Here is a 12,391-nt window from a genome sequence, read left to right as displayed (position 1 = left end):
GAATCTCCTGCTATACGCGAAGCGTTAGCGGGATGAGCGTCAATCGCTGAAGCGATATACACCAGTGCCAGCACTGAAAAAACATAGGCTTGAATCACGCCAAACACTAGCCCCAACAATTGCATGGCGATCAGGACAAACAGCGGCACCAGCTAGAGCAGAATAGCTGCCAATAAATTATCGCTCATAATATTGCCAAACAGCCGCACCGCCAGGGCCAATGTGCGCGAAAACTCCCCAATAATTTGAAAGGGCAGCATGATCGGCGTGGGTTCCAGATAGCTCTTCAAGTAGCGCCCCAATCCCTGCTGGCGGATGCCAAAAATCGGCACCGCTACAAAGACACAGAGTGCTAAGGCTGCTGTCGTTGAAAGAGACCCCGTAGGAGCATGATAACCTGGAACCACTGTGAGTAAATTGCAGGTGACAATGAAGAGAAACAGGGTGCCGACAAAGGATAAATAGGGTTCTGGGTCTTGCTGGGTAATCTCTCGAATTTGGTTGCAAATCCCATCGACCACTAGCTCTAACCCGTTTTGCCAGGAAGGAAGTTGAGGATGAACCGATAATTGCCGCGTCACCCAGCCCGATAACCCCACCAGTAATCCCATCGTGATCCAGGTAAATAATAACGTGACATTGATCACGAGCGGCTCTCGCGCATAAATCACGATATTGTCAGGGCTAATCTCCATCTCACTCCTCCAACATTAGATTTGTCAGGGAGGTTTGGGGTCACCAACGAGCAATGAGCAGGGTTCGGGCTAATAAAAATCCCAAAAGCGCAATGATTAAACGTTCCCAGTCCTCCCCGACGATGAAATACAAGGACAGAAGTGCCACACTCAGCCGACCTATACCGCTGCCAACCATCAGCAAGACGGGATGTTGAGTGCGCGTCAAGTGTTGCACTGTGAACCACAAACAACTGAAATAAAAGATCCCTAAGACAAAGCCAAGTGGGAAGACTAATAAATCCGGTAATAGCGTATGCATAAAAAGATTCATCGCGATGCTCCTCAAAAATGCGCTTCAAACACCAGTCTTCAAACAATTCAGACTATACAGAACGCCATACTCGCTCTCATCGCTGCTGTTCTCGTTGAATCCAATACCAGGCGTTCCAACACCCCAGAACAATGCCGACAAACAGCAACATTAGCGTCCAGGAGTAGGGACTGGGAAAGCGTTTATCGATCCAGATGCCCAGAGCAATCCCTAGCAACGTCGGCACCATAACCGACTAGCCCACCATGCCAAATAAGCCCAAGCCTGTCCAAATACTGCGATCGCCCTCCTGCCGCGATTGAACTTTTTGCTTTGATTTTTGGCTCACTTGCCGTTCAAACGCGGTGTGATGAGAATTCAATGGTTTCGGCTTTAGCGGATCAGGTGATTTCATGGGAGCCTCCCAGTTCCATAAACTCGCGCACAAAGCTGGTTTCCAGTCGTGCTAGCGTACTGCGTGCCTGTCTTTCCTGCTCATCCAGTTGGCGAAACTGTTGCTGTACCGTTTGGTGTAGGGTTTCGAGATCGACCCCTCGCACAGCACTCCTTACGGAAACCCAGACCATTGTGCCTTGCTTGACCAGAATGCCTTCATCGATCGCTAAAAACACTTCCTCCCCACTTTCTGACTCAAAGGAGAGGATGCCAGGAACCAAAGCCGCGATCCAATCCACATGCTGAGGCAAGAGACAAAAAGAACCCTCTTCGCCCTCAGCAGTCACTTTCGTAACCCGCTCGTCGATCAACACATTGGTCGGTTGCATAACTTTGAGCTGCATCATCGGGTTGCCTCCTCGATGTTGCCAATCATGTAGAGGGCACTTTCGGGATAGTCTGCAAAGTCATCATTGAGGATGCGATCGCACCCCTCTAATGCGGCATCCAGCCTTACCAATCGCCCTGGTTTGCTGGTAAATTGTTCGGTGGAAAAGACGGGCTGAGTCAAAAACCGCTCCAGACGACGGGCGCGGTAGACGATCTGGCGATCGCTGGCTGCAAGTTCTGCCATCCCTAACATGGCAATCATGTCCTTGAGTTCTTCGTAGGTCGCCAGGGTTTGTCGTACCGCTAGGGCAATCTTATAATGGCGAGTTCCAGCGATCGCGGGCATCAACATTTTTGAACTCGATCGCAGAGGATCAACCGCTGGATAAAAGCCTTTGCTGGCGCGTTTGCGAGAGAGCACGATCGAAGCGGAAAGATGTCCAAAGGTATGCACCGCTGCCGGATCGGTAAAGTCATCCGCAGGCACATATACCGCCTGCACCGAGGTAATCGCCCCAGTGGTGGTACTGGTAATTCGTTCTTGTAATGCCGCCAATTCCGTTGCCAGGGTCGGCTGATAGTTCACCCGCGACGGCAATTCCCCCATCAAGCCCGACACTTCTTGCCCTGCCTGGATAAACCGAAAAATATTGTCAATCAGCAGTAAGACATCCTAGTGCGCATCATCCCGGAAATATTCCGCCATCGTCAATGCAGCATGCCCCACCCGGAAGCGGGCACCAAGCGGCTCATTCATCTGCCCAAACACCATGACCGTTTGATCCAACACGCCAGCCGCCTGCATCTCGCGGTAGAGTTCTTCCGCTTCCCGATTGCGCTCACCAATGCCGCAAAACAGGCTAATCCCCTAATGTTGGCTGACCATGTTGTGGATCATTTCCGTAATCAGCACCGTTTTGCCAACCCCCGCCCCCCAAACAGTCCGGCTTTACCCCCCGCTCGATCGGAGCCAGCACATCAATCACTTTGATTCCCGTTTCCAGAATTTCCGATTGTGTGGATTGGTGTATCAACGGCACCGCCGATTGATGAATCGATCGCCATTCAACATCCGTCAACGGTTCCCGGTTGTCGATGGGGGTGCCAAATACGTTAAACATGCGCCCCAATAGCGATCGCCCCACAGGCACTTCTAACGAATGCCCCAAATCCACGACGGGCGATCCCCGCGCCAACCCGGATGTAGACGTCAGCGCAATTCCCCGTACTATCTCTGCATTGATATGGGCCACCACCTCCACAATCACCTTGCCATCCTCCCCGGCATTGAGTCGATTGAGATAACTGGGTAATCGCTGTGGGAAAACCGCATCCACAACACTCCCCCGGACTGAAACGACAGTCCCCATATTTTTAGATGGGTTGGTCTGGGATGGTTTGGTTGAAGTGAGCATGAGTACAAGTCTCCTAACGCATCACACCGTGGGGGATGCAAGATCTCGCTTTAGCCTTAAATTTGGCAGCGGGGATCGCGCAGACTGGCTTTTTCTGGCTCTCGGGGAAACCAAAACGCGGTGCGTTTACAAATGCCGACTAGCATGAGCATCACGGGCACTTCAATTAACACCCCCACAACCGTTGCCAGTGCTGCACCAGAGTTTAAGCCAAACAATGTAACAGCGGTGGCGATCGCCACTTCAAAATGATTACTGGCCCCAATCATGGCAGCAGGAGCGGCATCTTCATAGCACAGCTTCAGTTTCAGAGCCGCCACATAGCCAATCCAGAAAATAAAATTGGTTTGAATAAATAATGGCACCGCGATTAACACAATGTGCAGTGGATTATTGACAATCAATTCACCTTTAAAAGCAAACAGCAACACCAGCGTAATCAGCAACGCCGTGATTGCGACTGGATCAAGGTATTTCAAAAATTGCGTTTCAAACCAATCCCGTCCCTTATGCTTCAAAATCCAGTAGCGGCTATAGACTCCACACAGCAACGGCAACCCCACATAAATTAAAACGGATAGCACGATCGTGGCCCAAGGCACCGATAAGTTACTGGCAGACAACAGTAACCGACCCAGGGGTGCATACAAAAACAGCATGGTGAGCGAGTTGATTGCCACCATTACCAGCGTTAATCCCTGGTTGCCAAAGGAGAGATATCCCCACATCAGTACCATCGCCGTACAGGGGGCAATGCCCAATAGAATGGCTCCGGCAATATAGGAGTTAATGAGGGAAATCTCCTGCCCATGAATCAGTTCAGTACCTGTAATCAGAGGTTTGAAGAGCCAACCTAAGAAGAATTGGGCGATCGCCAGCATGGTGAAGGGCTTGATCAGCCAGTTGACCACTAGGGTCAGCAAGACAGGTTTAGGCGTGCGAAAGGCCCGATCGATCTGGGTAAAATCAATTTTCACCATGATCGGGTACATCATGAAAAACAGGCAGATGGCGATGGGAATTGATACTTGGTAGATGCTCATGGCATCCAGCGTTACCGCGACTCCTGGAAACAGCCGCCCTAAAGCAATGCCTGCCAGAATGCAGAGCAATACCCAGAGGGTGAGATAACGCTGAAATAGACTTAATTTCTCTGGAGGTTGGTCTAGGGTCTGAGAATTTGGCACACTCATGAACGGTTTACTCCCTTTTTCAAAAATAGCGATCGCGATTTTCTTTATAGCCAAACAGCGATCCGCAAACACGAAATAAATGCTTAAACCCAAGAAGGAGCTAACGTTCCTGTCAGTGCCCCGATCGCCAACACGAAGGCAGGGTGCCACTTGAGGCGGGTTAGCAAAACGAGGGCGACAGCGCCTAACACTAAGCTGAGCGGGCGATCCCAATGGAGCGCACCGGGAGCCAAAGCAATCGCCGCCGCAAGAATCAAGCCCACGACCGCTGGATTGACCCCAGCCAGAAAGTCTTTGGCCGCTGTGACATGGCGAAGGTTTTGATAAAAATGGGAAATCCCCCACATCAAGAGGGTCGCAGGCAAAAACAGGGCCACCGTCGCCACCAAAGCACCGGGAATGCCCGCAACTCGGTAGCCTGTAAAAGTGGCTAGCACGGCCATGGGTCCAGGGGTTAATTGGCTGATGGCGACCCCATCGATAAATTGTTGCGGCGTCAGCCAGCCTAGCTCTGTCACCAATTGCTGATGCAGCACCGGAATCAAGACAAAGCCCCCACCAAAGAAAATGAAGCCCACTTTGAGAAATACTATCGCCAGCGTTATCCAGCCCACCGTCGCCAAGCCAGAAACCATCGTCAGCATCGCTAACGGTTGATGCGGCAATACTTGCATTGAGAGAGGCAGGGTGAGTAGGCCGTGAGCGGTTTGGGCTGGGGGGCGGGGTTTACCAAGCTTCAGCAGATAGCCGATCGCGCCTGCGATTACCAGTATCCAAACGGGGTTAATCCGCGCCAGACTGCCCAAAACAGCCCCTAGGAGTAGGGCGATCGCCACGGTCGATTTAACTGATTTCCGCCCCATCGACCACGCCGCACTGAGAATCAGGGCAATCACCACGGGAGCGAGTCCCGCTAGGGCACTCTGGAGCGACGGAATTTGGTTGAAGCTGAAGTATAACCAGGACAGTACAATCACCAATAGCACCGATGGGGCTAAGAAGGCGACCTGAGCCAGCAGTGCGCCCCCCAACCCAAACATCCGATAGCCAATAAAAATGGCGGTGTTGACTGCAAATGGCCCCAAAATTTGTCCTAGCCCCACGCCATGGAGAAACTCCTCTGTTTCCACACACTGCCGTCGCTGCACGCATTCCTGCTCCATCAAGGCAATCACCGCCACACCTCCCCCAAAGCCAATTGCCCCCAGTTTCAGAAATCGCAGCGCCATTTCAAGCTGGGTCATCACAGGCAAAGAGGCAACGGCTTCAGACGGTTTGCCGTCACCATTTAGTTTGCTCAAAGGTTCCTCCATTGCCGATTGCTCCTGATAATAACAGCCGGAATTTTCACTCTGCGTAGAGGTTCGATCGAACCCCTACTCTTTGTGTCCGTCTAGGAATTCGCGACCATAGAGGTCTTGGACATTGTCCCCATTTGGAGCGCTTCGCTACAGGGCAAGCAGACGTGCTGTCCGTTGATGTGGCGGCTGAAAGGTTCCACCGTCATTTCACCGCAGCGATCGCACACAAAGGTCGCAAAACAATGGGACGGCTCTTGCCATTGATACTCATAAACCTGTCCAATATTCAGCAGCATTTCATCAGGGGCCTTGACAACCTTTTCAATCAAGGGTTCCACGACTTCCTCCGGCACCTGAGAAGCAGGCACCCCCTGTTCACGGTAGTCCTTGAAAAAGCTGGTTTCTTTATTCGCCTTCATCGCTTCGGCTTTGGGTGTGACGCGCACGGCGCGGCCCGTTTTTTTATCAATCAACGTCAACCCCCATTTCCCCAACTGCTGTTTCTGGATGTTGCCCTTACCAAAGGTGCAACCCGTCACCACCTGAATCCCATCGGCAAAACAAGTGGCGCAGTGATTATCACCCAGTTCTACGAGCGCCATCAACTGACCATCCTTGGCCCGTTCTACTCCTAGAGCCTGCATGGCAGCAGCACCCACCCGTAAGCCCATCGGCATAGCCGGGCACTTATGTCCGTGAAACTTTTGTCCAAATTCCAGCAAGTCTTTGTCAATCATGGCAACTCAACTATCTAATCAAATCGTTATCAAGGATATAATAAGGTCTATACTTAGGTATAAGGTCAAGGGGGTTATATCTTGTTAGCAAAACGAGCATTGAGTGCAATGGCTGGCGAGCTTACCCTCTGCGGTGAACAGCAAGCGTAGGTATCATCGTGATACGATGAATCATTGGTTAAAGCTATAAAGCTTAATGGCGACCAATCGAGCAATGTATTCTTTGAAAAGCAGGACAGTTTGGCAGTTTAGGGGAAACACGAGTACTCAATATCCACCCTAAAGCTGCCTCCGGAACTTGGGCAGGCGTGCAATCATCGCTCCAATTAAGCCTTGTCCCCTTGTTTAACCGAGTCATTCCACTCAACTTAAATCCTTGGAGGGGCCGTTTGGTGTTCCAGGGGATTTTCAGCCATGCATAGCCACTTGCCTTCGGCAGTTTCGCCGAAACAGTCTGTTTTGAAGCAGCTTGAGCCAGCAATCGGTCGCCATACCCAAATAATTCATCTGTTGCATGCGATCGCCTTGCTGTCGAGCCTATAGAACGATCAGCAACCTTTTTAAAGGCAAGCGCAAGAATTTAGGAGGTCTATTGAATATCGCGACTTTACGACGAGAGTGGTTGGTCAACCCTCAACAAGACATCTTGGCGGGGGCCGTGGTTGCCCTGGCTTTGATTCCAGAGGCGATCGCCTTTTCGATTATCGCGGGGGTTGACCCCCAAGTAGGGCTTTACGCCTCATTTATTATTGCGGTTGTCACTTCGATTTTTGGAGGCCGACCTGGGTTAATTTCGGCGGCTACTGGGGCCATGGCCTTGTTGATGGTACATCTGGTGAAAGATCACGGCTTACCCTACCTGTTTGCTGCGGGTATCTTGACCGGAATTTTTCAGATCATTTTTGGCTACCTCAAACTGGGGCGTCAGTTGAAATACGTTCCCCGTGCAGCTATGGTGGGGTTTGTCAATGCGCTGGCCATTCTGATCTTTCTGGCCCAATTGCCCCAACTGACGAATGTGCCGATTACAGTCTATGGGATGACGGCAGTGGCCTTGGCGATTAATTTATATCTTGCCGCGATTGACTAAACTGGTTCCTTCGCCCTTAGTGGCGATCGTAACCTTGACAGCGGTTTCTATTGTTGCCGGGATTCAGGTTCCCACGGTGGGGGATATGGGCACGTTGCCGACTACCTTGCCGCCGTTTGCCATTCCTCAAGTGCCCCTCAACCTGGAAACACTGAATATTATTTTTCCCTATGCCCTCACCCTAGCCATAGTGGGCTTGTTAGAGTCTTTGCTCACGGCGTCTTTGCTGGATGAACTGACCAACACGCCTAGTGATAAAAACCAGGAAGCTAAAGGGCAGGGCATCGCCAATATCATTAGTAGTTTCTTCGGCGGTATGGCTGGCTGCGCCATGATTGGCCAATCGGTAATTAATATCAAGTCGGGCGGACGGGGGCGACTCTCGACCTTTAGTGCGGGTGTGTGGCTGCTGGTTTTTATCCTGGTCTTGGGCGATTGGGTTCGGCGAATTCCCATGGCCGCTCTGGTCGCTGTGATGATTATGGTGTCAATCGGCACATTTAACTGGTCATCGATTACCCAAATTCGTCGAATTCCCCGTAGTGAAACGGCAGCGATGTTGTCAACCGTTCTGATTACGGTGATCACCCATAACTTAGCGATCGGGGTCGTCATCGGCATCGCGCTCAGTACGGTATTTTTCTCCCGCAAAGTGGCCAAATTGGTGTTTGTCGATACGGTCCTGAGTCCGGATGGGTTGCACCGCACCTACAGCATTGCGGGACAGATTTTCTTTGTGGCGATCGATGATCTGTTAGAAAAGTTCAACTTTCACGAAGAACTGGAAAAAGTCACCCTGGACTTTAGCCATGCCCACATTTGGGATCAGGCGGCTGTCGGCGCGATCGATCAAATTGTGCTGAAGTTTCGCCGCACAGGAGCCGATGTGGAACTGGTGGGCTTAAATGAGGCAAGCGCTACCCTGCTTGAGAAGTTAGCCATTCACAACGACCCGGATGCCCTGGAAAAAATGGCGAGTCACTAACTAAGGATAATGACCATGGAACGATTATTGGTGTGCACGGATGGCTCGATTTTTGCCCAGAGCAGTTATCGCTATGCTGCCTGGTTTGCAAGTCGCTTGGGCGCTAGGGTTGAGGTTCTGTATATCACGGATGAGCAGCGCCAAGCGGCCGCCGCGGCAACAGATTTCAGCGGTAATTTAGGATTTGATGCGGCGGCGGTGTTACTGGACAAATGGTGACGCTGGAACATGAAAAAGCTAAACTCAGCCATCAACGGGCCCAGCATATTTTGCAGGATGCAGAGCAAGTTCTGCTCGGTCAGGGTGTCCCATCGGTTAAGGTGATTCATGAAACGGGATCACTGGTTGATCGCCTGCCGGAATTTGAAGCCATTGCCGATCTGATCATTTTGGGCAAGCGGGGCGAAACAGCAGAACTGGCCTCAGGGCATTTGGGTGCTAATCTGGAACGGATTATTCGCGCCAGCCACAAACCCTGTTTGGTCACTTCGCGCCAGTATCAGCCGATTGAGCGGTTGCTCTTGGCCTACGATGGCAGTCCTAGCGGTCAAAAATTGCTGAGTTTTTTGGTGAATTCCCCAGTTTTCAAAGGGCTGGAACTGCATATCGTAACCGTGGCCAAGGACGCTGCCAATGAAAAAGCGATCGCCCGGCTTAGCGAGGCGCAGCAACAAGCAGTCACCGGCGGATTTGAGCCAGTGACTCAGTTAATGCAAGGGCATCCAGAAACGGCGATCGCCCAGTATAGTGAGCAGCATCAGATTAGCCTGCTGTTGATGGGAGCCTACGGGCACAGCCGCATCCGTCATCTGGTCATTGGCAGCACCACGGCTCAAATTCTGCGCAGTAGCAACACTCCTGTCCTGGTCTTTCGATGATCTGACGATGATCTGATCCTATCCCCTTCACGATCGCAATTGGCGTGGTGATCTGTTGGTCAGCCTAACAATGGTTTGGAGCAGCCTCCAGGCACTATTTCTAACAGAAGCACAGGCATGTAACCCCGCGAAGGGCTTCAGCCAGCCTAAATCCTTATTAGCACGCAATTTGGCTGATTTTTGGGTGAACAAGCCTAGGCTTATCGGTAGCCAAATCGGCCTCAGGCATAACTGGAGAAACCACGCGGGATGGCTCTCGCCGTTAAGTCCAGGGCTCCTGTCGCCCACTAACATAATCGCGAACATTTTTCAGACAGCAACTTCCCTGGGGATTGTTGACCTCGCACCCACAGCGTCCAGCTTTGATATGGGCAGTAATCGCGGCGATCGCTGAAGTTTGTCCCTGCTGTTCCAGATCTTGTTGAATCCGCTGTCGCGTCCAGCCGAAACAGTAGCAAACCGGAACCTCCTGACCTGGATCTTTTTGAAACACAGGTACCTTCAGATCGTCTGTGGTGAACACATCTCCCGCTGCTGAAAAGTAGACAACAGGACAATTGGCGCTACTGCAAAATTGATAGTCTACCTGCGGATTGAGGCGCTCCAGTGACTGGGGTACCAGGAGACTCTTCAAGATCAACACTTTGACCGGTTTTCCTTGGCTGCGATCGTGGGGACAATTCATGAGGTTTAGCGTTGTTTCGTTTGATTAGAATACTGTCCGTGAATACTGACTAAGTAGGGCACGAAATAGGTGAGCAATCCAGAGAGCCATCGGGCTTGCGTCATGTGTCCTTGCCAGAGCGCCATGCCATGATTAATGGCAAACAAAATTGAACCGACAATCAGCGCAACCCTGAGGGCAGTTTTAGCGTAGTCGGGGTCAATCAGTGCTTGCCAAAACCCCTTGGGTTTAGAAGAACGCCCCATAAATCATTCCTGAAAGGGTTGCCATCACGACTACCAGCGACACAAATACAACCGTCTTCTTCGTACCCATAATGCTGCGAATGACCAGCATATTGGGCAACGACAGTGCTGGACCTGCTAGCAACAGGGCTAGTGCTGGCCCCTGTCCCATTCCACTGCCAATTAAGCCTTGCAGAATCGGAACTTCCGTTAGCGTAGCAAAGTACATAAATGCGCCAGCAAACGCCGCCACAAAGTTTGATAACAAGGAATTGCCGCCCACTGCTCGTGTTACCCATTCGGAAGGGATTAATCCTTCATAACCTGGACGGCCAAGCAACGCGCCTGCCACGATCACCCCCAGCAGCAACAGCGGCAGAATTTGTTTAGCAAAGTCCCAAGAAGACTCGAACCATTCTCCGGCTTCCCCCTTATTTGTGCTGGTGAGCCAGGATAGCCCGATCACGCCTGCCCCAAAGGCAACCATCGGCTGTTCGGGAAACTGGAATGCCAGGACTGCGGTAACGGCACTGATCAAAATCACCTTGCCTGCATTTAATTCAAACCAGGTAATAAGAATAGCCGCGAGGGCGATCGCCAACACTCCCGTAATCCACCACTTCACCGCGTAGATTGCTGCCCAAGTGCCAGCCATTTCAGCGGGTTTTGCCCAGTTGGCAAAGACCAAAATTCCCACCATCACGGCAAAAAAGAGGGCATTTTGCCACAGTGGACGGGTAACTTCCGGTTCAGGTAAACTAGCCTGTGCTTCGATTTTTTCCAGTTCTTCTTTGCGGAAAATAAACGCCATCAGTAGACCAATGATCACACTAAAGGCGATCGCCCCCACCGCCCGCGCAATCCCTAACTGCAAGCCTAGAATTCGCGCCGTCATAATAATTGCCAAAATGTTAATGGCAGGGCCGGAATAGAGAAAGGCTGTAGCAGGGCCTAATCCTGCCCCCATACGATAGATCCCGGCAAACAGCGGCAGCACCGTACAGGAACAAACAGCTAGAATAGTGCCTGAAATTGATGCCACTCCATATGCCAAGATTTTATTAGCCCTGGCTCCCAGATATTTCATCACCGCATCCTGGGAAATGAAGACGGCGATCGCGCCTGCAATAAAGAAGGCGGGAATCAGGCACAGTAGAACGTGCTCTTGCGCATACCAACGAACTAAATACAGTGATTCAAAAAAGGCATTTCTCAACCGTTCGGAATTTTGAATCAATTCTACTGGCAAGTAGAAGCACAGCAGAAACCCCACCACAATCCACAGTAGAGGTTTCCATTCCGATTTCCAAAAATGCATAAGCTACCCTCCTATCCGACCTATCGGGGAGTCTTAGAGTTAATGAAGATAACCACTCGATCCGTTTTGGACTAGGAGTTGTTAAGCAGGTAAAAGCGGCTCAATATCCTTTGCTTCTAGCACTTTGCCCTGGCTCACCACTTTGCCATCGACGACCAATGCGGGTGTTTTCATCACGCCGCGCTTAACGATTTCCATCGTGTCGGTGATGTGGGCAATGTCAGCCTCTAAATTGCGATGGGCGATCGCTGCTTTCGCATTCGCCTCTAACTGCTGACATTTTTTGCAACCCGTTCCTAAAATTTCAACCTTGAGTGTCATGGTTTAATTCCTCCTGATCATGAAGCGATGGGTTATGTAACGGTTCTGCCGGAGACACCAACGGGTGTTGTTGAAACACCACACATTGTTGCCCTGTTGAGGTTTGTACCAAGCCACGCTGGCATTGATCCAGAAGTGGCTTGAGTTGGGCTTTCAGGGTTTGCAGTTTGCTGATTGTTTCGTCGATGTGTTGCACTTTCTTAAGCAGGCAATCGTACACTTCCTGACAAGAAAGCTTCTGCCCATCTTGCAACATCAGCAGATCTTTGATGTCATCTAGGCTTAACCCCAGAGCTTTGGCTTGGGTAATGAACAATAACCGATCCAGATCGGGCTGCTCATAAAGGCGGTAGCCTGCTGCGGTTCGCTTTGGACTGGGCATCAATCCAATCCGCTCGTAGAAATAAAGGGTTTGGGGATTAAGTCCTAATCGACGCGAGACTTCACCGACCTGAAACATCGTTCTGGCTC

At 51.2% G+C, this 12,391-nt stretch carries 19 protein-coding genes and 1 pseudogene; 4 read left to right on the top strand and 16 right to left on the bottom strand.

Annotated elements, in window-relative coordinates:
* Positions 1-152: 152 nt before the first annotated feature.
* From ACUVQO_RS20165 to ACUVQO_RS20115, 11 genes and pseudogenes are all read right to left on the bottom strand, one after another.
* Complete coding sequence (locus tag ACUVQO_RS20165) at positions 153-695, bottom strand: F0F1 ATP synthase subunit A (RefSeq protein ID WP_445927622.1); 543 nt, start codon at positions 693-695, stop codon at positions 153-155.
* A 40-nt stretch (positions 696-735) separates the two neighbouring features.
* Positions 736-1,008 carry an N-ATPase subunit AtpR gene (locus ACUVQO_RS20160; protein ID WP_445927621.1) on the bottom strand — a complete coding sequence of 91 codons (273 nt, stop codon included), beginning with the start codon at positions 1,006-1,008 and terminating at the stop codon, positions 736-738.
* A gap of 76 nt (positions 1,009-1,084) precedes the next feature.
* Positions 1,085-1,237, bottom strand: a complete 153-nt coding sequence (locus ACUVQO_RS20155; RefSeq protein WP_445927620.1) for an AtpZ/AtpI family protein — start codon at positions 1,235-1,237, stop codon at positions 1,085-1,087.
* A gap of 6 nt (positions 1,238-1,243) precedes the next feature.
* On the bottom strand, positions 1,244-1,402 hold the full coding sequence (locus ACUVQO_RS20150) for a hypothetical protein (protein ID WP_445927619.1): 159 nt from the start codon (positions 1,400-1,402) through the stop codon (positions 1,244-1,246).
* Positions 1,389-1,790: a F0F1 ATP synthase subunit epsilon gene (locus tag ACUVQO_RS20145; RefSeq protein ID WP_445927618.1), complete on the bottom strand. Its 402-nt coding sequence runs from the start codon at positions 1,788-1,790 to the stop codon at positions 1,389-1,391. The genes ACUVQO_RS20150 and ACUVQO_RS20145 overlap by 14 nt, the downstream gene beginning before the upstream one ends.
* A complete protein-coding gene (locus tag ACUVQO_RS20140; protein WP_445927623.1) occupies positions 1,787-2,119 on the bottom strand; it encodes an ATP synthase beta subunit C-terminal domain-containing protein in 333 nt (110 codons plus the stop codon). Before ACUVQO_RS20140 ends, ACUVQO_RS20145 begins: the two co-directional genes overlap by 4 nt.
* Before the next feature lie 69 nt (positions 2,120-2,188).
* Positions 2,189-2,578, bottom strand: a pseudogene (locus ACUVQO_RS20135) (F0F1 ATP synthase subunit beta); the annotation flags it as partial.
* A 55-nt stretch (positions 2,579-2,633) separates the two neighbouring features.
* Positions 2,634-3,188: a hypothetical protein gene (locus tag ACUVQO_RS20130; RefSeq protein ID WP_445927617.1), complete on the bottom strand. Its 555-nt coding sequence runs from the start codon at positions 3,186-3,188 to the stop codon at positions 2,634-2,636.
* A gap of 56 nt (positions 3,189-3,244) precedes the next feature.
* Positions 3,245-4,435 (bottom strand): ACR3 family arsenite efflux transporter, encoded by a 1,191-nt coding sequence (gene arsB, locus ACUVQO_RS20125; RefSeq protein ID WP_445927616.1) that lies wholly within the window; start codon positions 4,433-4,435, stop codon positions 3,245-3,247.
* 29 nt (positions 4,436-4,464) lie between these two features.
* A complete protein-coding gene (gene chrA, locus ACUVQO_RS20120) occupies positions 4,465-5,682 on the bottom strand; it encodes a chromate efflux transporter (protein WP_445927615.1) in 1,218 nt (405 codons plus the stop codon).
* A gap of 92 nt (positions 5,683-5,774) precedes the next feature.
* Positions 5,775-6,419 carry an FmdE family protein gene (locus ACUVQO_RS20115; protein ID WP_445927614.1) on the bottom strand — a complete coding sequence of 215 codons (645 nt, stop codon included), beginning with the start codon at positions 6,417-6,419 and terminating at the stop codon, positions 5,775-5,777.
* A gap of 592 nt (positions 6,420-7,011) precedes the next feature.
* On the opposite strand from ACUVQO_RS20115, the gene ACUVQO_RS20110 reads away from it, so the two are divergent.
* The 4 genes from ACUVQO_RS20110 to ACUVQO_RS20095 are packed head-to-tail and all read left to right on the top strand — an operon-like array spanning position 7,012 to position 9,372.
* The gene (locus ACUVQO_RS20110) at positions 7,012-7,509 is read left to right on the top strand and encodes a SulP family inorganic anion transporter (protein WP_445927613.1); all 498 of its coding nucleotides are present in this window, start codon (positions 7,012-7,014) and stop codon (positions 7,507-7,509) included.
* Positions 7,502-8,494, top strand: a complete 993-nt coding sequence (locus tag ACUVQO_RS20105; RefSeq protein WP_445927612.1) for a SulP family inorganic anion transporter — start codon at positions 7,502-7,504, stop codon at positions 8,492-8,494. The genes ACUVQO_RS20110 and ACUVQO_RS20105 overlap by 8 nt, the downstream gene beginning before the upstream one ends.
* Positions 8,495-8,509: 15 nt before the next feature.
* Positions 8,510-8,713 carry a universal stress protein gene (locus tag ACUVQO_RS20100; RefSeq protein WP_445927611.1) on the top strand — a complete coding sequence of 68 codons (204 nt, stop codon included), beginning with the start codon at positions 8,510-8,512 and terminating at the stop codon, positions 8,711-8,713.
* Positions 8,707-9,372, top strand: a complete 666-nt coding sequence (locus ACUVQO_RS20095; RefSeq protein ID WP_445927610.1) for a universal stress protein — start codon at positions 8,707-8,709, stop codon at positions 9,370-9,372. The genes ACUVQO_RS20100 and ACUVQO_RS20095 overlap by 7 nt, the downstream gene beginning before the upstream one ends.
* A gap of 262 nt (positions 9,373-9,634) precedes the next feature.
* Here the strand turns inward: ACUVQO_RS20095 and ACUVQO_RS20090 are convergent, their stop codons facing one another.
* The 5 genes from ACUVQO_RS20090 to ACUVQO_RS20070 all read right to left on the bottom strand — a co-directional run.
* Positions 9,635-10,057 carry a putative iron-sulfur cluster-binding metallochaperone gene (locus ACUVQO_RS20090; RefSeq protein WP_445927609.1) on the bottom strand — a complete coding sequence of 141 codons (423 nt, stop codon included), beginning with the start codon at positions 10,055-10,057 and terminating at the stop codon, positions 9,635-9,637.
* A gap of 5 nt (positions 10,058-10,062) precedes the next feature.
* Positions 10,063-10,302: a nitrate/nitrite transporter NrtS gene (nrtS, locus tag ACUVQO_RS20085; RefSeq protein WP_445927608.1), complete on the bottom strand. Its 240-nt coding sequence runs from the start codon at positions 10,300-10,302 to the stop codon at positions 10,063-10,065.
* Positions 10,286-11,599, bottom strand: a complete 1,314-nt coding sequence (locus ACUVQO_RS20080) for a permease (protein WP_445927607.1) — start codon at positions 11,597-11,599, stop codon at positions 10,286-10,288. Before ACUVQO_RS20080 ends, nrtS begins: the two co-directional genes overlap by 17 nt.
* 81 nt (positions 11,600-11,680) lie before the next feature.
* The gene (locus ACUVQO_RS20075; RefSeq protein WP_445927606.1) at positions 11,681-11,920 is read right to left on the bottom strand and encodes a thioredoxin family protein; all 240 of its coding nucleotides are present in this window, start codon (positions 11,918-11,920) and stop codon (positions 11,681-11,683) included.
* Positions 11,904-12,391 (bottom strand): heavy metal-responsive transcriptional regulator (locus ACUVQO_RS20070; RefSeq protein WP_445927605.1); only part of this gene is annotated, 488 nt, incomplete at its 5' end. The genes ACUVQO_RS20075 and ACUVQO_RS20070, both read right to left, overlap by 17 nt.

This window comes from Leptodesmis sp., from assembly GCF_052746595.1.
The sequence above is the reverse complement of the archived record's forward strand: the minus strand, read 5'-3'. Positions and strand labels throughout refer to the sequence as shown.

What these genes read in the sequence shown, in the direction of transcription:
- ACUVQO_RS20100 (WP_445927611.1), top strand. Translation starts at nt 8,510, where the DNA reads ATGGAACGATTATTGGTGTGCACGGATGGCTCGATTTTTGCCCAGAGC.
- ACUVQO_RS20075 (WP_445927606.1), bottom strand. Translation starts at nt 11,920, where the DNA reads ATGACACTCAAGGTTGAAATTTTAGGAACGGGTTGCAAAAAATGTCAG.
- ACUVQO_RS20150 (WP_445927619.1), bottom strand. Translation starts at nt 1,402, where the DNA reads ATGAAATCACCTGATCCGCTAAAGCCGAAACCATTGAATTCTCATCAC.
- ACUVQO_RS20095 (WP_445927610.1), top strand. Translation starts at nt 8,707, where the DNA reads ATGGTGACGCTGGAACATGAAAAAGCTAAACTCAGCCATCAACGGGCC.
- ACUVQO_RS20080 (WP_445927607.1), bottom strand. Translation starts at nt 11,599, where the DNA reads ATGCATTTTTGGAAATCGGAATGGAAACCTCTACTGTGGATTGTGGTG.
- ACUVQO_RS20140 (WP_445927623.1), bottom strand. Translation starts at nt 2,119, where the DNA reads ATGCCCGCGATCGCTGGAACTCGCCATTATAAGATTGCCCTAGCGGTA.
- ACUVQO_RS20165 (WP_445927622.1), bottom strand. Translation starts at nt 695, where the DNA reads ATGGAGATTAGCCCTGACAATATCGTGATTTATGCGCGAGAGCCGCTC.
- nrtS (WP_445927608.1), bottom strand. Translation starts at nt 10,302, where the DNA reads ATGGGGCGTTCTTCTAAACCCAAGGGGTTTTGGCAAGCACTGATTGAC.
- ACUVQO_RS20145 (WP_445927618.1), bottom strand. Translation starts at nt 1,790, where the DNA reads ATGATGCAGCTCAAAGTTATGCAACCGACCAATGTGTTGATCGACGAG.
- ACUVQO_RS20160 (WP_445927621.1), bottom strand. Translation starts at nt 1,008, where the DNA reads ATGAATCTTTTTATGCATACGCTATTACCGGATTTATTAGTCTTCCCA.
- ACUVQO_RS20155 (WP_445927620.1), bottom strand. Translation starts at nt 1,237, where the DNA reads ATGGTGCCGACGTTGCTAGGGATTGCTCTGGGCATCTGGATCGATAAA.
- ACUVQO_RS20090 (WP_445927609.1), bottom strand. Translation starts at nt 10,057, where the DNA reads ATGAATTGTCCCCACGATCGCAGCCAAGGAAAACCGGTCAAAGTGTTG.
- ACUVQO_RS20130 (WP_445927617.1), bottom strand. Translation starts at nt 3,188, where the DNA reads ATGCTCACTTCAACCAAACCATCCCAGACCAACCCATCTAAAAATATG.
- ACUVQO_RS20115 (WP_445927614.1), bottom strand. Translation starts at nt 6,419, where the DNA reads ATGATTGACAAAGACTTGCTGGAATTTGGACAAAAGTTTCACGGACAT.